At 62.2% G+C, this 18,628-nt stretch carries 17 protein-coding genes; 4 read left to right on the top strand and 13 right to left on the bottom strand.

Annotated features, from left to right (window positions below; all coding sequences use genetic code 11):
* Nucleotides 1-6: 6 nt before the first annotated feature.
* Entirely contained in the window at nucleotides 7-1,206 is a 1,200-nt protein-coding gene (locus NKH23_RS17930) for an aspartate aminotransferase family protein (RefSeq protein ID WP_352715686.1), read from the bottom strand.
* 355 nt (nucleotides 1,207-1,561) lie between these two features.
* Between NKH23_RS17930 and NKH23_RS17925 the strand changes: the two genes are divergently transcribed.
* Nucleotides 1,562-2,086 (top strand): GcrA family cell cycle regulator, encoded by a 525-nt coding sequence (locus NKH23_RS17925; RefSeq protein ID WP_023677348.1) that lies wholly within the window; start codon nucleotides 1,562-1,564, stop codon nucleotides 2,084-2,086.
* 97 nt (nucleotides 2,087-2,183) lie between these two features.
* Here the strand turns inward: NKH23_RS17925 and NKH23_RS17920 are convergent, their stop codons facing one another.
* From NKH23_RS17920 to NKH23_RS17910, 3 genes are all read right to left on the bottom strand, one after another.
* The gene (locus tag NKH23_RS17920) at nucleotides 2,184-3,191 is read right to left on the bottom strand and encodes a magnesium and cobalt transport protein CorA (RefSeq protein WP_352715689.1); all 1,008 of its coding nucleotides are present in this window, start codon (nucleotides 3,189-3,191) and stop codon (nucleotides 2,184-2,186) included.
* A gap of 116 nt (nucleotides 3,192-3,307) precedes the next feature.
* The gene (phoU, locus tag NKH23_RS17915; protein WP_352488223.1) at nucleotides 3,308-4,033 is read right to left on the bottom strand and encodes a phosphate signaling complex protein PhoU; all 726 of its coding nucleotides are present in this window, start codon (nucleotides 4,031-4,033) and stop codon (nucleotides 3,308-3,310) included.
* A 117-nt stretch (nucleotides 4,034-4,150) separates the two neighbouring features.
* On the bottom strand, nucleotides 4,151-5,416 hold the full coding sequence (locus tag NKH23_RS17910) for a sensor histidine kinase (RefSeq protein WP_352914278.1): 1,266 nt from the start codon (nucleotides 5,414-5,416) through the stop codon (nucleotides 4,151-4,153).
* A 197-nt stretch (nucleotides 5,417-5,613) separates the two neighbouring features.
* Between NKH23_RS17910 and ppk2 the strand changes: the two genes are divergently transcribed.
* Nucleotides 5,614-6,516, top strand: a complete 903-nt coding sequence (gene ppk2, locus NKH23_RS17905) for a polyphosphate kinase 2 (protein ID WP_353015805.1) — start codon at nucleotides 5,614-5,616, stop codon at nucleotides 6,514-6,516.
* Between the two features lie 24 nt (nucleotides 6,517-6,540).
* Here ppk2 and NKH23_RS17900 read toward each other — a convergent pair whose 3' ends face one another.
* The 3 genes from NKH23_RS17900 to NKH23_RS17890 all read right to left on the bottom strand — a co-directional run bounded on the left by NKH23_RS17900 (nucleotide 6,541) and on the right by NKH23_RS17890 (nucleotide 8,773).
* The gene (locus NKH23_RS17900; protein WP_352914282.1) at nucleotides 6,541-7,290 is read right to left on the bottom strand and encodes an enoyl-CoA hydratase-related protein; all 750 of its coding nucleotides are present in this window, start codon (nucleotides 7,288-7,290) and stop codon (nucleotides 6,541-6,543) included.
* A 15-nt stretch (nucleotides 7,291-7,305) separates the two neighbouring features.
* A complete protein-coding gene (locus tag NKH23_RS17895) occupies nucleotides 7,306-7,944 on the bottom strand; it encodes an acyl-homoserine-lactone synthase (protein WP_023677342.1) in 639 nt (212 codons plus the stop codon).
* 97 nt (nucleotides 7,945-8,041) lie between these two features.
* Complete coding sequence (locus NKH23_RS17890) at nucleotides 8,042-8,773, bottom strand: helix-turn-helix transcriptional regulator (protein ID WP_352898518.1); 732 nt, start codon at nucleotides 8,771-8,773, stop codon at nucleotides 8,042-8,044.
* A 271-nt stretch (nucleotides 8,774-9,044) separates the two neighbouring features.
* Between NKH23_RS17890 and NKH23_RS17885 the strand changes: the two genes are divergently transcribed.
* Nucleotides 9,045-9,896 carry an ABC transporter substrate-binding protein gene (locus tag NKH23_RS17885; protein WP_352914284.1) on the top strand — a complete coding sequence of 284 codons (852 nt, stop codon included), beginning with the start codon at nucleotides 9,045-9,047 and terminating at the stop codon, nucleotides 9,894-9,896.
* A 14-nt stretch (nucleotides 9,897-9,910) separates the two neighbouring features.
* On the opposite strand, the gene NKH23_RS17880 is transcribed toward NKH23_RS17885, so the two are convergent.
* On the bottom strand, nucleotides 9,911-10,321 hold the full coding sequence (locus NKH23_RS17880; protein ID WP_292659499.1) for a tellurite resistance TerB family protein: 411 nt from the start codon (nucleotides 10,319-10,321) through the stop codon (nucleotides 9,911-9,913).
* Nucleotides 10,322-10,567: 246 nt separating this feature from the next.
* Between NKH23_RS17880 and NKH23_RS17875 the strand changes: the two genes are divergently transcribed.
* The gene (locus NKH23_RS17875; RefSeq protein ID WP_352715706.1) at nucleotides 10,568-12,223 is read left to right on the top strand and encodes a lysine--tRNA ligase; all 1,656 of its coding nucleotides are present in this window, start codon (nucleotides 10,568-10,570) and stop codon (nucleotides 12,221-12,223) included.
* Here the strand turns inward: NKH23_RS17875 and NKH23_RS17870 are convergent.
* From NKH23_RS17870 to NKH23_RS17850, 5 genes are all read right to left on the bottom strand, one after another.
* On the bottom strand, nucleotides 12,186-13,022 hold the full coding sequence (locus tag NKH23_RS17870; protein ID WP_352715707.1) for a thermonuclease family protein: 837 nt from the start codon (nucleotides 13,020-13,022) through the stop codon (nucleotides 12,186-12,188). The genes NKH23_RS17875 and NKH23_RS17870 overlap by 38 nt on opposite strands.
* Before the next feature lie 11 nt (nucleotides 13,023-13,033).
* Nucleotides 13,034-13,678 carry a S24 family peptidase gene (locus NKH23_RS17865; RefSeq protein ID WP_023677336.1) on the bottom strand — a complete coding sequence of 215 codons (645 nt, stop codon included), beginning with the start codon at nucleotides 13,676-13,678 and terminating at the stop codon, nucleotides 13,034-13,036.
* 82 nt (nucleotides 13,679-13,760) lie between these two features.
* Nucleotides 13,761-15,980, bottom strand: coding sequence for a 3-hydroxyacyl-CoA dehydrogenase NAD-binding domain-containing protein (locus tag NKH23_RS17860; RefSeq protein WP_352914289.1), 2,220 nt, complete (start codon nucleotides 15,978-15,980; stop codon nucleotides 13,761-13,763).
* Between the two features lie 12 nt (nucleotides 15,981-15,992).
* A complete protein-coding gene (locus tag NKH23_RS17855; RefSeq protein WP_352715712.1) occupies nucleotides 15,993-17,201 on the bottom strand; it encodes an acetyl-CoA C-acetyltransferase in 1,209 nt (402 codons plus the stop codon).
* A gap of 31 nt (nucleotides 17,202-17,232) precedes the next feature.
* On the bottom strand, nucleotides 17,233-18,402 hold the full coding sequence (locus NKH23_RS17850) for an acyl-CoA dehydrogenase family protein (RefSeq protein ID WP_352715714.1): 1,170 nt from the start codon (nucleotides 18,400-18,402) through the stop codon (nucleotides 17,233-17,235).
* Nucleotides 18,403-18,628 lie beyond the last annotated feature (226 nt).

Below are 18,628 nucleotides of genomic sequence, written 5' to 3'. Positions count from 1 at the left end.
CCAGGATTACTTCGCGGCGGCAGCGACGATGGCATCCGCCAGGCTTTTGGCGCCGGCACGAATGCGCTCGAGCGCTTCGTGGATCTCGGCGTCGGTGACGGTGAGAGGCGGCAGCAGGCGGATAACGTTGTCGCCGGCCGGAACCGTCAAGAGATGCTGGTCACGCAGTGCCACCGTGACCTTGGTGTTGGGCATCGCGCATTTAAGCCCGAGCATCAGGCCGGTGCCCCTGATGCTTTCGATAACATCCGGAAATTCGTCGGCGACACCGGCAAGCCCCTGCTTCAACAGCAGCGCCTTGCGCCGGACGTCCTCGAGAAAGCCGTCTTCCAGCACCACGTCGAGCACGGCGTTGCCGACCGCCATCGCCAGCGGATTGCCACCGAAGGTGGTGCCGTGCACGCCGGCGGTCATGCCGACCGCTGCCTCGTCGGTGGCGAGGCAGGCACCCATCGGAAAGCCGCCGCCGATGCCCTTGGCCACCGCCATGAGGTCGGGTGTGACACCCGCCCACTCATGCGCGAACAGCTTTCCGGTGCGGCCGACGCCGCATTGGACCTCGTCGAAAATCAGGAGCAGCCCGTGCTGATCGCAGAGCTGCCGGAGGCGCTTCAGCGATTGCGTCGGCACTTGCCTGATGCCGCCCTCGCCTTGCACCGGCTCGATCAGGATCGCCGCGGTTTCAGGCGTGATCGCCTTTTCGGCGGCGTCGATATCGTCGAAACCGACCTGGTCGAAGCCGTCGACCTTGGGGCCGAAACCTTCCAGGTATTTGTACTGGCCGCCGGCGGCGATGGTCGCCAGGGTGCGGCCGTGGAACGCGCCTTCGAAGGTGATTGTGCGGTAGCGCTCGGGATGGCCCTTGACGAAGTGGTAGCGCCGCGCCGTCTTGATGGCGCATTCGAGTGCCTCTGCGCCGGAATTGGTGAAGAACACCTTGTCGGCGAAGCTGGCGTCGGCCAGCCGCTCGCCGAGCCGGCTCTGTCCCGGAATCTCGTACAGATTGGAGACGTGCCAGAGCTTGGCGGCCTGCTCGGTGAGGGCCGCGACCAGATGCGGATGGCTGTAGCCCAACGAATTCACGGCGATGCCGCCGGCGAAGTCGAGATATCGCTCGCCCTTATCGGTGACCAGCCAGGTGCCTTCACCGTGGTCGAAAGCCAGGGGTGCGCGAACAAAGGTCTCGAAAAGCGCCGAACCGCTCATTATATGCGTCTCCGGAACCGGAAAAATCAAAAAGCCGCCAAAGCGGCGGCCCTTGTGGCTTATCGTGTTTTTCGGCCGTGAAGTCAACGAAAAGGTCGCGTAAGGACGTGCGGCAAGCCCTCCAGCACAACGCCGGCTCGTAAGCGACCGGGCAAGTTGGGGAAAACCGAAAAAACCGATTCGTGTTGGCCTTGGGACTCTTGTCACCGAGTCAGCGCATAAGGTAATTGTAGTAGAGAAATAACTAGATTTCGTGCGGCGGACCTAATCACCCGATATATGTGGTGTCTGCCCGGCAGAAGCCGGGTCGGGAATGGATTCCGATTGCCGCACGTTTCAGCAGGAGCGCGGTCTCATGAACTGGACTGACGAGCGAGTCGAACTTCTCAGAAAATTGTGGTCGGAGGGCCTCAGCGCCAGCCAGATCGCCGCGCAGCTTGGCGGGGTCAGCCGCAATGCGGTCATCGGCAAAGTGCACCGGCTGAAACTGTCCGGTCGCGGACGCACGACCGCCTCACCGGCACGCCAGAAGAAGACGGTACAGGGATCGACGATCCAGAAATCGGTGTCGCGGGCAGCAAGCGCCACGCGCCATGCCACCACGTCGATGTCGATCGGTGCGACCGCGCTCAAGGCGCAGTTCGATGCCGAACCGGTGGCGCGCCACTATATCCGCCCGGTCGAGAACGTCGTCGTGCCGATCTCGCGGCATCTGCAACTCGTCGAGCTGAACGAGCGCACCTGCAAATGGCCGAATGGCGATCCGCTTTCGGAAGACTTCCATTTCTGCGGCAACGACGCCGCCGAAACCGGGCCCTACTGCAAGTATCATGCCCGCGTGGCGTTTCAGCCGGCATCCGAGCGGCGGCGGAGCAGGTGAATGGTGAATGGTGAATGGTGAATGGTAGCGGGTTGAGCTTGGAGTAAGAAGCAAGGCTCTTGTCTAGCCCTATTCACTATTCACCATTCACCCCACTTCATAGCCACCCATTCTTGCGAAACCGCCAGTAAAGAAACGTGCAGATCAGGGCAATTGCCGCCAGGACGGCCGGGTAGCCATACTCCATCCTCAGTTCCGGCATGTCGCTGAAATTCATGCCGTAAATGCCGGCGAATGCCGTCGGCACGGCCAAGATGGCGGCCCATGAGGCAAGCTTCTTGGAGATCGCCGTCTCCTGGCTTTGACCGACCAGAAGGCTCGCCTCGAAGGCGAAGGCGAGAACCTCACGCAGGCTGTCGATCTTTTCCTGGACAGTGCGGATGTGGTCGGTGACGTCGCGAAACAGCGGGTGCATGGCTGTGTGGATTTGCGGCAGATCGGCGCTGGTGAGCCGCCGGCAGACCTCCACCAGCGGCAGGGCCGCATTACGCAGGCGCAAGAGATCGCGGCGCAGCATATAAAGCCGTTCGATATCGGAGCCGGTCATCGGTTTCAGCAGAACCTTGTCCTCGATCGCCTCGACCTCGTTTTCGATCTGCTCGAGCACCGGCATGTAGTTGTCGACGATGAAATCGAGAATGGCGTAGAGGACGAAATCCTCGCCCTTGGCAAGGGAATGCGGGCAGCTTTCCCAATGCTGGCGAACGGCGGCGTAGGAGGTCGACGGGCCATGCCTGACGCTGACGATATAGCCGGCGCCGACGAACAAATGTGTCTCGCCGAAGGTGACACGGCTGTCGATCAACTGCGCCGTGCGGGCAACGATGAACAGGGCATCACCATATTGCTCGATCTTCGGCCGTTGGTGCGGATGCTCGGCGTCCTCGATCGCCAGCTCATGCAGATGGAATTGCGCCTGGACGCGCAGCAACAAATTGCGGTCGGGCTCCAGCAGTCCGATCCAGACCACGTGGCCCGGCTTCCCGGCCCATTCACCGGCTTCCTCGATCGGTATGTCGGCGATGCGCCGCCCAGCCGTATAGACACCGCAGGCGATTATGCCCGACAGCGGCGGCGCAGGAGCAAACTCGCGGACATATTCCATCGCAGCCTCCTGAAGGCGGGGCCTTCATCGCGGAACTGAGAAGTCGGCGCGTCGAAAGCTTAGCGCAATTTTCTGTCAGGTGGCGAATCCGAAATTCGCATCGGTGTCGGGAGAACTCACTTCGCCGGTGGCGTTGCAGGAAGAATAATCTTGTCCGTCTTGTCGCCCTTTGGACGATCGGCCGGCATCTGATCGCCGGTGACGATATAGTAGATCGTCTCGGCGATGTTGGTGGCGTGGTCGCCGATGCGCTCGATGTTCTTGGCGCAAAACAGGAGATGTGTGCAGGGGGTGATGTTGCGTGGGTCTTCCATCATGTAGGTCAGCAATTCGCGAAACAGCGACGTGTACATGGCGTCGATCTGGTCGTCGCGGTCGCGCACGAAACCGATTTTCTCCACCGACCGCGACGCATAGACGTCGAGCACTTCCTTGAGCTGGGTCAGTGCCAGATTGGCCAAAGCCTCGAGGCCGCGGAACAGACTGTTCGGCTGGCGCCCGTCTGCGACCGCAACCACCCGCTTGGCGACGTTCTTGCCGAGGTCGCCTACCCGTTCGAGGTCCGCCGAGATGCGGATCGCGCCTACGATCTCGCGCAGATCCGTCGCCATCGGCTGGCGCTTGGCGATGATGATGATCGCCTTGTCGTCGATCTCGCGCTGTCCCTCATCCAGAACCAGGTCGTCTCGAATGACTTTCTGGGCAAGCCCCGGATCCGCATTAACCAACGCCGCGACCGCCTGCTCGACCATGCGCTCGGCATGCCCGCCCATCGCCGCGATGCGCTTCGACAGATATTTCAGCTCCTCGTCATAGGCGCTGACGATATGCACGGACTGCATGGACGAAATGCCTTCCCGGGATCTCGTGGTTGAGTCGTTCCCTCGAATCCCCGCTGATACGCTAGCCGGATGACAGAAAAAAGAAACGGCCCATTATGTGCTAGAGATAGTACCGCGTCAGCGAGCCGGCAAATGGACCGTGAACGCAGCGCCCTTGCCGACCTCCGACCTGATGGAGAGCCTGGCGTTGTGGCGGGTCAGGATATGCTTGACGATGGACAGGCCAAGGCCGGTGCCCTTCTGGGTCCGGCTGTTCTCTACGTCGACGCGGTAGAAGCGCTCGGTGATGCGCGGGATGTGTTCTTCGGGGATGCCGGGGCCGAAATCCCTGATGGTGACGTCGATGCCCGGTTCGGGATCGCTATCGCTGCGCGTGATCGACACCACGACGCGTCCGCCCGACTGACCGTATTTGCAGGCGTTTTCCAGCAGATTTTCGAAGACCTGGAAAAGCTCGTCCCGATCGCCGGGCACGTCGAGCGGCCCTTCCGCGAAATCACGCTCGATGACGACGCCGTTTTCCTTTGCGAGCGGCCCAAGCGAATCGATGACGCTGTCGATGGCCTGGCGCAGGTCGACCTCGGTTCCCGGCTTGAGATAGGGCTTCATCTCTAGGCGCGACAGCGACAGAAGGTCGTCGATGAGGCGCGCCATGCGGCTGGTCTGGTTCTGCATGATCTGCAGGAACTGCTCGCGCGCCACGGGGTCGTTGCGGGCCGGCCCGCGCAGCGTCTCGATGAAGCCGGTGATCGAGGCGAGAGGCGTGCGCAGCTCGTGGCTGGCATTGGCAATGAAATCGGCACGCATTCTGTCGATCCGGCGCGCCTCACTCTGGTCCTTGAACACCAGCACGTAGAGATCCGTGGCATGGCCGACAGAAGACGCGCTCACCCGATAGGCTCGTTCGACCGGCAGCTTTTCTATGTAGTCGACGCTGTCCGAAGCGACGTTGCCCGCCAAGATACTATCCAGCAAGGCCTGCATTTCCGGCGCGCGGAATTTCAGCGACAGCGACATGCCGGGGGCAATTCCGCCAAAGGCGGCAAAGGCGGCGGCGTTGGCGTGGACGATGGCGGCGGAGCGATCGAAAATGATCAGCGGATCGGCAACCGCCGCCGCGAGATATTCGCCGGAAAGCCGTTGCAGACCGCTCGCCTCGATGGCCGCGGCATTTTGGGTCGATTGACGCGCGACGCCGGCCGGCAGCATCGCAGCGGCAACCAGCACGACGCCTGCCAGGAGCACCACATAGCCGGACATGCCGGCAAAACCATAGACCATCAGCACCGCAATTAAGGCAGCCGCCAGCAGCCAGCGGCTGTTCCACAGCCGCATGGCGACGGCTTGCGCCCTGCCTTTCCGCTCTGTGCCGATGTCGGCCATTTGCGCTCCGTCTGCGGCCACTTCAAGAACTTCCTGCTGGACCGGCGCTAGAGCACAGTGCGTCCAATTGGGCGCACAAAGGACGCTCTACCACTTTATATGCTGCATCGTTCTTTCCGAAAATCGATTCCGATTTTCGGGCCGATGCAGTAAGGCTCCCAATAGCATGAGTCCGGAAGCTGGAAAGGTTCGCCTCGATGAAAAACGCGAAGGAAATCCCCGCCGCACCCTCATCGGGGCCGCTGAAGATCATGATCGACGGCAAGGAGCGGGAGTTCGACATCGAGGCCCCCACGCTTCCCGACTGGGTCGAGGACCGCAAGCTGACCGCCGGCGGCTATCCCTACGACAAGAAGATGAAGAGCGAGGAGTATGACGAGAGGCTTGAGAAGCTGCAGATCGAGCTGGTCAAGGCGCAGGCGTGGCTGCAGTCGACAGGCAAGCGGGTAATGTCGCTGTTCGAGGGGCGCGACGCTGCCGGTAAGGGCGGCACGATCTTCGTTTTGCGCCAGTATCTGAACCCTCGCACGGCGCGCAACGTGGCGCTGACCAAGCCAACACCCACCGAGCTTGGACAATGGTACTTCCAGCGCTACGTCGACCACTTCCCGACGTCGGGCGAATTCGTCACTTTCGACCGCTCCTGGTATAACCGCGCCGGCGTTGAACCGGTGATGGGATTCTGCACGCCCGAGCAGCACGAGCAATTTCTGGACGAGGTTCCGCATTTCGAGCGGATGATCCGCAACGAGGGCATACATTTCTTCAAATTCTGGCTGAACATCGGCCGGGAAACGCAGCTCGAGCGATTCCATGACCGCCGCTGGAGCCCGCTGAAGAGCTGGAAGTTTTCGCCAATCGACATCGCCGGCATCACCAAATGGGACGACTACACCAAAGCGCGCGACCTGATGGTCGAGCGCACGCACAAGGAGTTCGCGCCTTGGATCATTGTGCGGGCGAACGACAAACGGCGCGCGCGGCTGGCCGTCATGCAGCGCATTCTCCTTTCGCTTCCCTATGACGGCCGCGACCTCGACGTCATCGGCAAGGAGGACAAGAAGATCATCGGCGAAGGGCCGACTTTACTCGAAAAATAAGCTCACCTCATCGATACGCGGCTTTCATGCCGCCAGCCGGGCAATCCGCTGCAGTCGCTTCAGCGTGGTGTCGTCCTGCAGCGCCTGCTGGAAAAGCGAGATCTCCTGGTCGATGCGGTCGCAGAGCGCGCCGGTGTCCCCCCTGAGCAGGTCGCGCGTCTGCAGCAGCGCCGCGACAGGCTTCTTGGCGAGTTGCCTGGCTCTTGCCAGCGTGGCTTCCTCGACGCTCCCGTCCGTCACGATCTCTCCGACAAGGCCCAGTGCCCTGGCATCTTCGGCGGCGAGCGTGTCGCCCAGGCAGAAGAAGCGGAACGCCCCGGCATAGCCGAGCTTCTGCGGCGCCAGGATGCTGGTCGCCGCGTCCGGCACCAGGCCGAAATCGACGAACGGCACCCGAAACGTGCTCTTGCTCGAGGCGATCACCATGTCGCAGTGGAACAGGATGGTGCAGCCGACGCCGACGGCGTCGCCGTCGACACAGGCAAGGACCGGTTTCGGGAACGTCGCCAGCGTGCGGAACATATCGGTGACGGCGGCGATCAGTCGCCGATGTTTGGTGGCGTCGAGAAATTCGGAGAAATCGGCACCGAGGCAGAAGCACCCGGCCAAGCCGCGAAGGACCACAACGCGGACGTCGTCGTCGACAGCGGCTTCGTGGAATGTCCTGGCCAGGCTTTCATAGGCCCGCCTGTCCAGCACCGGGCGGCCGTCACCCGACGACACCGTGACGATCAGCGTGTGATTGCGGTATTCTGTTTTTGAGTGAACGTTCATGGCCTCTCTCCAATCTCACGAGGCGCGTCTCTGTCCGAGCATGTCCGGGTACCCTCTGGCCAGCACCGGCGCAAAGTGGTTGCGGCGCGAACGCACCACGTCGAGCGTGTGCTCGTTGAAGGTGAGCAGTGTGGCAACCACCTGCTGGTTGCCATAGGTACGCTGGTAACCGAGCGGCGTTGCCAGGAAATGCAGCTGCAGCGCGCGAAGCACCCACATCGGCTCGAATTCGATGATCACCTGGTTGACGTTGCGCTTCAGACCCCACTCGACGAAGCCGGCGATCAGCTCGGTGCCGACCGTCGACACGCCGCGCCGACCGTCGCGGAATCCCGGCGCAACCGCATAGCGGGTCAGTTCATAGACATTCGGGCCCGACGGTGGGGTTCCCTCATAAAGGTCCGCCAGCACATCGGTTAGAAGATGTGCCCGGGTCGTCGGCAACATCCGCTGGTAACCGGCGAGCTCGCCATTGCGGATGACGATCTGGTGCACTGCCTCGTCGTGGTCGAATTGATCGATCTCGAGGCCATCGGGGCGCTGCAGATCGGTCCATCCCATCTCTTCGACGAAAACTCTGTAACGCAAACGATGAACTGCCTCCCAGAGGTCGGGCCGTTCCATCAATTCCTGGGTCGTGAGGGAAAAAAGCATTTGCCGTCTCCTAGTTTCAATAGGAAGATACGGCCGTGCTTTCCCGAAAAAATTACGCGATCGCGTAGGCAAGAATTTCTAGGCCGGCGCGGCCGACCTAGTTAATATAGCCGCGCCTTATCGCTTCCGCGACGGCCTGGACCCGGTTGACGGCACCGAGTTTGCTTTTGGCGTTAAGAAGGTGTTTCTCTGACGTGTGTTCCGAAATGCCGAGAATTTGTGAAATCTCCCATTCCGACTTGCCAACGGCGGCCCATTGCAGGCATTCGCGCTCACGCGGCGTCAATTCGACATGGTCGATGGTTTTGCCTGCCATGGTGTGGAGCTGCATGGCGCGGCCAATCGCATAAGTCGAGACCAGCGACACCAGCCCGAATTCGGCGCCCGACAATTCGACAGCCTCGCCGCCCAGCGACACCATGACGATCTGGCCATCGAGCGTGATCAGCGGGAAGGCCAGCCCGTCGCGCAGCTTGAATTCGCCGGCATCGCCCATCACCTCGCCGCCGCTCTTGCCGATGCGGATGCCCTGAGACGCTTCCCGCCACTGGAATGGCGCTTGAAGCTGCTTCATGTGACTGACGACGGGGTCGTGATCGACGTAATTACGCGCGACGTAGCGCTCAAGCCATTCGGCCGGCCAGTCGCAGAGCAGCACATGGTCCTTTTGCTGGTTTCTCGGCGTGCCAGGTTGCGGAACCGTCCCGGCCATCAGCGCCGTCAGCCCGAACCCGCTTGTTACCCCCAGCAGCTTTTCGCAGACGGCGGCGGCTGTGCCGGCGTGCTGCAACTGATCTATCAACTCCAGGGTACGATCGAAATGACCCATCGCAACATCTACCCCATGTTGCCTTCCGCTCTTGAGGCCAATGGCAGTGATCAACCCGCACCACGCCATCAACCCCGGACTGCAAAGCTGCTTCCCCTGTGCGTCCTACTGCTCCTCTTCAGCCGGCATCACGCAGTCACTTGCAAACTCACTAAACAATATCCCTAAATTGCAATGATGAAACCAAAAACCGTTGTACCTGTGTTTTTTTCGTACAAAAACCTGTGTTATTTCGTACGAAAGCCGGGGCAAGACCGGACGGAGTCGTCGCGTGGCATTTCGGCGCATATCCATTTCATTGATCTCGATATTGATCGGAGCGCAATCGCTTGCGGCTGCTGCGCTCGCCGCGGAGCCGCAGGTGCCGGTGTTTTGGGACGCCAAGGAGCGGCTGCCAAAGCCGGACCTTTCTATGCTGCCGCGGCTGCGATTCCTGACCACCACGGATTTCCCGCCGTTCAATTTCCTCGATGGGGCAGGCCGGCTGTCGGGCTTCCATGTCGACCTGGCGCGCGCCATCTGCGCCGAGCTCGGCATTGCCGAAAAATGCCAGATCCAGGCGCTGCCCTGGGCCGAGCTCGAAGGTGCGCTCGGGAAAGGCGAGGGCGAAGCGATCATTGCCGGCATCGCCGCGACGCCGGAGTCGCGGTCGAAATACGCATTTTCACGCTCCTACCTGCAATTTCCGGCACGCTTCATCATGCTGAAGACACAGGCGCTGACCGAACCAATGTTCGACAAGCTGCGCAGCAAGCGTGTCGGCGTGATCGCCGGCTCCGCGCACGAGCGGATGCTGCGCGATTATTTCGGCGACGTCCAAATCGTCCCCTTCGCAAAGCCGGAGGAGCTTTATGGCGAGCTGAAAGCCGGCAAGATCGACGCCGCCTTCGGCGACGGCATGCGTTTCGCCTTCTGGCTCGGCGGTTCGGATGCAGCGGGCTGCTGCCGCTTTGCCGGCGGCCCCTATCTGGCGCCCGAATATCTCGGCTCAGGCATGGCAATCGCCACCAGGGCCGACGATCCGGCACTGGCCGCCGCTTTCGACTACGCGCTGCAGGAAATCTCGGTGAAAGGCACGTTCGCCGAGTTCTATCTGCGCTATTTTCCCGTCAGTTTTTTCTGAGCTTGGCCGCCGGCTCAGGTCAGCGTGCGAAGGCGGGCCTTGGCGGCTCGCGCAATGGCGGCGACCGTCAGCGCATCGAGGTCGAGTTCCCGGCGGACGAGCTGCAGGACGCGCACCTCCTCCAGGCGCATCTCGAGATCGACGGCTGCGACCTCGAAGGCGGCCGCATAGGCGGTGTCACGCAGGCGTTCGGGCAGCGCCTCGGCGACGCGCGCCAGGACGCCCTCCAGCCCGTCCTTTTCCTGCAGCATTTTCTGGCAGGCCTGGGCGACCTCGACCAGCCGCTCCTGGTTGAAATCCTCAAACACCGGCCAGGATCGAACGACGTCGCCGATCCGCGCTAGTTCGACGTCGGTCATGTCGCGGTCTGACGCCGAGGTGATGACCATCAGGTAGATCATGGCTTCGTGTGGCGACAATGGCATTTACAACTCCTTGAGATGGTCCCGAAGTTAGGAACGAGGGACCGGCGCCGCAAGGAAAAACAGCCGCGATCGTTGGCGCTCCGGTCACGCGTTGGAACTTGATCCATCCTGACTATCGGGACGGGGGCTCTTAATCTTCTTGCCTGATCACGGTCCTGCCCGAAAACCGGGTTCCACTTTTCGGGATCATGGTCTAGAGCATGCGGCTGCCGGCATGGATGCTGGCAAAGTTGCAGGAATAGCATCATGGCCGAACAACAGCCGATCGATCTCAGCCCGGAAGTCCTCGCCGCCGCCGCCGAAAGCAAGGCGTGGCCATTCGAGGAAGCGAAAAAGATCGTCGCCCGCTACGCGAGCAGCGGCTACCCGGAAACGGTGCTGTTCGAGACCGGCTACGGCCCGTCCGGCCTGCCGCACATCGGCACGTTCGGCGAGGTGGCGCGCACATCTATGGTGCGCCACGCCTTCCGCGTGCTGACCGAAGACAAGGTCAAGACGCGGCTGCTGTGCTTCTCCGACGACATGGACGGATTGCGCAAGGTGCCGGACAATGTGCCTAACAAGGACATGCTGCGCGCCTATCTCGGCAAGCCGCTGACCAGGATACCGGACCCGTTCTCCAATGAGTATCCGTCCTTCGGCGCCGCCAATAACGCACGGCTGCGCGCTTTCCTCGACCGTTTCGGCTTCGATTACGAATTCGCTTCCTCGACCGACTATTATACTTCCGGCCGCTTCGACGCGACGCTGCTCAAGATGCTCGAGCGCTTCGATAAGGTGATGGCAATTATGCTGCCGTCGCTGCGCGAGGAGCGGGCGCTGAGCTATTCGCCCTTCCTGCCGATCCATCCCAAGACCGGCATCGTCATGCAAGTCGCGATCGACGAGCGCAAGCTCGACGCCGGCACCATCGTGTGGCGCGACCCGGACACCGGCGAGCGCTTCGAGACGCCGGTGACCGGCGGCCATGCCAAGCTGCAATGGAAGCCTGATTGGGCGATGCGCTGGGCAGCACTCGGCGTCGACTACGAGATGTCCGGCAAGGATCTGATCGATTCCGTCAAGCTCGCCGGTCAGATTTGCCGCGCGCTTGATGCTCCGGCGCCGGAGGGCTTCAATTATGAGCTGTTCCTCGACGAGCACGGCCAGAAGATCTCGAAGTCGAAGGGCAATGGGCTGACCATCGACGAGTGGCTGACTTACGCGCCAACCGAGAGCCTTAGCCTTTATATGTTCCAGCGCCCGCGAACCGCGAAGAAGCTTTATTTCGACGTCATCCCGAAGGCGGTAGACGAATATTACACGTTCCTCTCTGCCTATCAGCGGCAGGACTGGAAGGAGCGGCTGGGCAATCCGGTCTGGCACATGCATGACGGCAATCCCCCGGCAGTCGACCTGCCGGTTCCGTTCTCGCTGCTGCTCAACCTGGTCAGCGCTTCGAATGCCCAAAACAGGAGCGTGCTGTGGGGTTTCATTTCGCGCCACGCGCCGGGTGTGACGCCGACGACCCATCCCGAGCTCGACCGGCTGGCCGAATATGCCATCCGCTATTTCGACGATTTCGTGAAGCCGGCCAAAGTGTACCGTGCTGCCGACGCGGTCGAGCGCGAGGCGCTGACCAAGCTTTCGGAAGCGCTCGCCGCGCTGCCGGCCGATGCCGACAGCGAGGCGATCCAGAACGCTGCCCTCAATGTTGCGCGCAAGATCGAGCGGTACCAGGATCATTCCAAGCAGAGCCCGGAGGGCGGACCCGGAGTCTCCGTCGCCTTCTTCCAGATGATCTATCAGGTGCTGATAGGTCAGGAACGCGGGCCGCGCTTCGGCTCCTTCGCCGCGCTCTACGGCATCGCCGAAACGCGCGAGCTCATTCAGCGGGCGCTGGCTGGTCAGCTGGCGGCATGAGGACGCCGTCTTGCTCCTGCAGGATCGAGCTAGGCGCTACAGGCGCGGATCGCGACGCAGCCGGGAGCGGCGGCAGGCCTGAAACGCTCGGCGCCGGCCCGAAGACGCCTTTTTTTGCTGCACGCGCCTTCTCGCCGGCTTCCACGTAAGGGCCGCCCTTGGCGGCGCGCGCCCAGCCATTTTCGACCAGCCATTGGCCGATATCCTGATTGCCGATCCGGCACTCGGCGGCGATCAGATCACGACCGCCTTCGGGCGGCACGGCACAGACCACCGCACGACTGCGGAGAAAGGCGCGGAAGGCCGTTCGGGCCCGGATGCCGCAATTCCAGGACTCGCCGCCGTCGGTGCAAGTCTCCTCCTGCTTGACGATGTCGATACCGGAAACCGCAATCGAATAGCCCTTTGCTTCGATGACCCCGGCGGCCGACGCGACGGGCTGGAATAGTTTCGTGCCTTTCCAGTCGTCGGGCATTTTCGTTTTTGGCGGCTTGGGCGGTCCGGCCAATGCCAGATCGCTCAACGGGGCGCGCGGCTCTATCCGTTCAAGCTCGTTGGAACCGAGCTGCGGCGGCACCACGATTTCTGGATCGATTGCCCTCGAATGCGCCGCCTGCTTGGCCGGCACTGGTTTCGGGATGGCCGACGTAGCCGGCGCGGCGGGGTGCGGTTCAGGGCCGACCTGGATTTGCTCCCAAGGGCCGCCGCTTTCGCTCTGGACGGCGCGGCCGCCGGCGACAATTGCCGTGGCCATCGCCGGGATCGCCAGAACAGCCAAGGCAAGGTGAGGCAGACGCACCGGCCCCGCGCCTACTGGCTTGCCCAGACAATCCGCGCCACCCATTCGACATCGCGCATGGGGATGTCGCGGTCAGGGTGATCGGGATTGAGGGAGACCAGCGCGATCGACCTCGGTGTCTGGCGGTCGAGCACCTTGGCCATCACCTCGCCGGCATTGGTCTTGACGACGACGCGATCACCCTTTCGTATGGTAGCCCCCGGTTCGACGATCAGGACATCGCCATTGCGGTAGAGCGGCAGCATGGAATCGCCCTGGACCTTCAAGGCATAGGAGGTTTCGGTTGCCCGTGCCGGAAGCTCGATCAGGTCCCATCCCTGCCCCGCCGGAAACCCGGCGTCGTCGAAGAAGCCACCGGCGCCCGCCTGGGCGAAGCCGAGCAGCGGCACCGACGATCTCTGCACGGGCAGTGCGCCGGAATTACCCCGACCCTCGACCAGCCCCGCAAATTCATCCAGCGAGGCGCCGGTCGCCTCGATGATCTTGGCCAGCGATTCGGTCGACGGCCATCGCGGCCGTCCATCTGAGGACAGCCGCTTCGATTTGTTGAAGGCGGTCGAGTCGAGGCCAGCGCGCCTGGCCAGTCCGGAGGCCGAAAGCGAATAACGCTCGGCAAGAGCGTCGATGGCGGCCCAAACGCGGTCGTGCGAGAGCACCTTGCTCTTCCTTCGAAACAGGAAAAAATACCTTCCCTGTTCTACCCCTTGGCCGCCATCTTGTCCACCGCCGAAGACGGCGTCACGCTGCCTCCTTGGCCTCGTCCCTGGTATAGGGATCGAAGCGCTCGTAGAAGGTCTCGCCCTTCTCCGCCATATCGAGCAGCAGCTTCGGCGCCTTGAACTCGGTGCCGTATTTCTTCTGCAGGCGCTTGGCGAGTTTGACGAATTTCTTCGCGCCGATGCCGTCGATGTAGGATAGTGCACCGCCTGTATAAGGCGCGAAGCCGAAGGCCAGGATCGAGCCGACATCGGCCTCGCGTGGGTCGGTAACGATGCCCTCTTCCATCACCCGTACCGCCTCAAGCGCGATGGTGACCAGCAGCCGCTGCTTCAGTTCCTCATAGTCGACCTGCTCCGGCGCCAGCTGCGGGTAGAGATCCCTGAGGCCTGGCCACAGCTTCTTTTTGGCCGGTTTTGCCGGATAGTCATAGAAGCCCTTGCTGTTCTTACGGCCCAAGCGACCATGCGTGTCGACCATCGTGTTGATCAGCGCCATCTGCTTCGGATCGACCGCCTTGTCGCCGAGGTCGCGCATGGTCTGCTTCATGATCTTCTGGGCAAGGTCGATCGCCGTCTCGTCGGTCAACGCCAAAGGACCGACCGGCATGCCGGCGGCCTTGGCCGCGTTCTCGATCATTGGCGCCGGAACACCTTCGATCAGCATCTTGTAGGCCTCCGACATGTAGCGCAGCACGCAGCGATTAACATAGAAACCGCGCGTATCGTTGACGACAATCGGCGTTTTCTTGATGGCACGGACAAAGTCGATAGCGGTTGCCAGCGCCTTGTCGCCGGTCTTCTTGCCGAGGATGATCTCGACCAGCATCATCTTGTCGACCGGCGAGAAGAAATGGATGCCGATGAAATTCTTCGGCCGCGCCGAATTCCTGGCCAGCGATGTAATCGGTATGGTCGACGTATTCGAGGCGAAGATCGCCGACGGCTTGAGTACAGCCTCGGCCTGTTCGGTGGCAGCCTTCTTTACGGCCGAATCCTCGAATACCGCCTCGACCACAAGATCGCAGCCGGCGAGATCCGCATAGTCGGCCGTCGGCGTGATCAGCGATAGCAACTGGTCCTTGTCCTGTGGCTTGGCACGGCCCTTCTTTACCTGATCCGAGATCAGGTTGTCGGAATGCGCCTTGCCCTTGGCCGCGGATTCCATGTCGCGGTCGAGCAGCACCACCGGAATGCCGGCCTTGGCCGTCACATAGGCGATACCGGCGCCCATGAAGCCGGCGCCGAGTACGCCGATCTTCTTGAACTTCGTTTCCGGCACTCCGGCCGGGCGGCGCGCGCCCTTGTTCAGTTCCTGCAGCGACACGAACAGCGAACGGATCATCGCTGCCGCTTCCCTGGTCTGCATGATCTCGGTGAAATAGCGTTGCTCGATCCGCAAGGCGGTGTCGAACGGCACCAGCAGGCCCTCGTAGACGCATTTCAGGATGGCGGCAGCGGCGGGATAATTGCCATAGGTCTCGCGGCGCAGAATGGCGATGGCCGGCGGCCACAGATTGGCACCGGCCACCGAATAGACCGGGGCGCCGGGCAGCTTGAAGCCCTTTTCATCCCATGGCGCCACCGGTTTCAAGCCGTTCTTGATCATCGCCTTGGCAGTTTCGACCAGCTTCTGCGGCTCGGCAATCTCATGGATCAAGCCCATCGACTTGGCCTTCTGAGGCGACAGCGTCTGGCCGGAGGTCAGCATTTGCAGCGCCTGCTGCTGGTCGGTCAGCCGCGGCACGCGCTGGGTGCCGCCGGCGCCTGGAAAAATGCCGATCTTCACCTCGGGAAGCGCCATCCTCACCTTGTCGGAATCGGCCGCGACACGGCCATGGCAGGCGAGCGACAATTCGAACGCGCCGCCCATGCAGGTGCCGTTGATCGCCGAAACCCACGGCTTGCCCGAGGTTTCCAGCTTACGGAACAGTCCGTTCATAGTGCCCGCATTATCGAACAGCGCCTTGGTCGCCTTCTCAGGGTCCTTGGCCTTGTCGGCGGCGAAGGTCGCCAGCATCTTCTGCAGCATGGTGATGTCGGCGCCGCCCGAGAACGTATCCTTGCCGGAGGTGATCACCGCGCCCTTGATCGCTGCATCGTTCGCCACTTTGTCGACGATAGCGTTCAGCTCGAGCATCACCTCCTCGGTGAAGACGTTCATCGAACGGTCCGGCATGTCCCAGGTAACCAGCGCGATGCCGTCGGCGTCGATGTCGACGGTGAAATTGGTGTAGCTCATCATCTTTCTCCGTCAGACGCGTTCGATGATCGTCGCGGTGCCCATGCCGGCGCCGATGCAAAGCGTTACCAGCGCGGTGTTGAGGTCGCGGCGTTCCAATTCGTCCAGCACCGTACCGAAGATCATCGCACCGGTGGCGCCGAGCGGATGGCCCATGGCGATGGCGCCGCCATTGACGTTGATCCGGTCATGGGGAATGTCGAAAGCCTGCATGTAGCGCAGCACCACCGAAGCGAATGCCTCGTTGAGCTCGAACAGGTCGATGTCCGACAGCTTCATCTTCGCCCGCTTCAACAGCTTCTCGGTGACGTCGACCGGGCCGGTCAGCATCAGCACCGGTTCCGAGCCGATGTTGGCGAAGGCGCGGATGCGCGCGCGCGGCTTGAGACCGAGCGTCTTTCCCGCCTTTTTCGAGCCGAGCAGCACGGCCGCCGCGCCGTCGACGATGCCGGACGAATTGCCGGCATGGTGGACGTGGTTGACCTCTTCCACCTCCGGATGCTTCTGCACGGCGACGGCATCGAAGCCGCCCATTTCGCCGGGCATGACGAAGGACGGGTTGAGAGCGGCCAGTGACTGCATGTCGGTCGAAGGCCGCATATGTTCGTCGTGGTCGAGGATGGTCAGGCCGTTCTGGTCCTTGACCGAGATCACCGAATTCTTGAAGCGGCCCTCGCCCCACGCCTTGGCGGCACGCTTCTGGCTTTCGACCGCGTAGGCATCGACATCGTCGCGCGAAAAGCCGTATTTGGTGGCAATCAGGTCGGCGGATATGCCTTGCGGCACGAACCAGCCCGGCAGGCCGACCGACGGGTCCATGAACCAGGCGCCGCCGGAGGCGCCCATGCCGACGCGCGACATCGATTCGACGCCACCGGCAATGACGATCTCGTCGGCGCCTTGCGCGATTTTGGCGGCGCCGAAATTGATGGCGTCGAGGCCCGAGGCGCAGAAGCGCGATATCTGCATGCCAGGCGCCTTGGTGTCGTAGCCGGCCTCGAAAGCAGCGGCACGTGGAATGACCGCACCCGCCTCGCCAACCGGATCGACACAACCGAAGATGATGTCGTCAACAGCGGCGGTGTCCAGTCCGTTGCGGTCGCGGATGGCCTCGAGCACCTTGGCGCCGAGCCGCACCGCCGGCACTTCGTGCAGCGAGCCATCCTTCTTGCCCCTGCCGCGCGGCGTGCGCACCGCATCATAGACATAAGCTTCGGCCATTTTCCTGCTCCTTGGGTTTGCTGAAACTCGCTCAGAGCGAGCGCCCGATCAGCAATTTCATGATCTCGTTGGTGCCGCCGTAGATGCGCTGGACGCGGGCGTCGCGGAACATGCGCGCTATCGGATATTCATTCATGTAGCCATAGCCGCCATGCAATTGAAGGCATTCGTCGACGACTTTTCCTTGCAGGTCTGACAGCCAGTATTTGGCCATCGAAGCCGTCACCGGGTCGAGGCCACCGTTAATGTGGCGGGCAACGCAGTCATTATAGAAGACGCGGCCGATGGTCGCCTCGGTCTTCAATTCGGCAAGCTTGAACTGGGTGTTCTGGAATTCGATGATGGCCTTGCCGAAGGCCTTGCGCTCCTTGACGTAGTCGATGGTAAGCGCCAGGGCCCGCTCGACCATGGCGATAGCAGTGGTGCCGATCTGCAGCCGCTCCTGCGGCAATTGTTGCATCAACTGGACGAAGCCCTGGCCTTCGTCGTTGCCGAGCAGGTTCGAGGTCGGCACACGCACGTCGTTGAAGAACAGTTCCGACGTGTCGTTGGCCTTGAGGCCGATCTTGTCGAGGTTGCGGCCGCGCTCGAAACCCTCCACCTCGTCAGTCTCGACGACGATCAGCGAGATGCCCTTGGCGCCCTTCTCAGGATCGGTCTTGGTAACGACGATGATGAAATTGGCGAGCTGGCCGTTGGTGATAAAGGTCTTCGAGCCGTTGAGCTTGTACCGGTTGCCGTCCTTTTCGGCGCGCGTCTTGACGCCTTGAAGGTCGGAGCCCGCACCCGGCTCGGTCATGGCGATGGCGCCGATCAGCTCGCCGCTCGCCAGCCTCGGCAGCCACTTCTTCTTCTGCTCCTCCGAGCCGTAGTGGAGGATATAGGGGGCAACGATCGAATTGTGCAGGCCAATGCCGAACCCGTCGACGCCGACATGGCCGATCGCCTCGATGATGGCGCTCTCATGCGCGAAGGTGCCGCCCGATCCGCCATATTCCTCCGGCATCGAGGCGCAGAGCAGGCCGGCAGCACCCGCCTTCAGCCAGCTTTCGCGGTCGACCATCTCGTTCTTCTCGAACTCGTCGTAACGCGGCGCGATCTCTTCAGACATGAAGCGGTGCGCCATGTCGTAAAGCATGCCGACCTCGTCCGCCGCCCAGGCGGGCTTGGGAAGGCCAAGGATTTCGGCGGGGTTGGTCATGCTTTCTCCCTCGCGCCGACGTTCCCCTCCCCCTCGAGGGGAGGGTGGCCGCGAAGCGGCCGGGTGGGGTCGCCGATGACGTGCTCGACCTTATCTTTTACAACCTGCGCTACGTGCCACGGCATTGCGATCGTTCTCCTCCCAAGGCATGCACCAGAATGGAGGTCGGCGCACTGCACGCAGGACCCCTCCCGGTCCTTCGGGCCACCCTCCCCTCGAGGGGGAG

Source organism: Mesorhizobium sp. M1328 (genome assembly GCF_040318075.1).
Taxonomy (GTDB): Bacteria; Pseudomonadota; Alphaproteobacteria; order Rhizobiales; family Rhizobiaceae; genus Mesorhizobium.
Note: the sequence above shows the minus strand (reverse complement) of the source record. Positions and strands in the feature narration are given on the sequence as shown.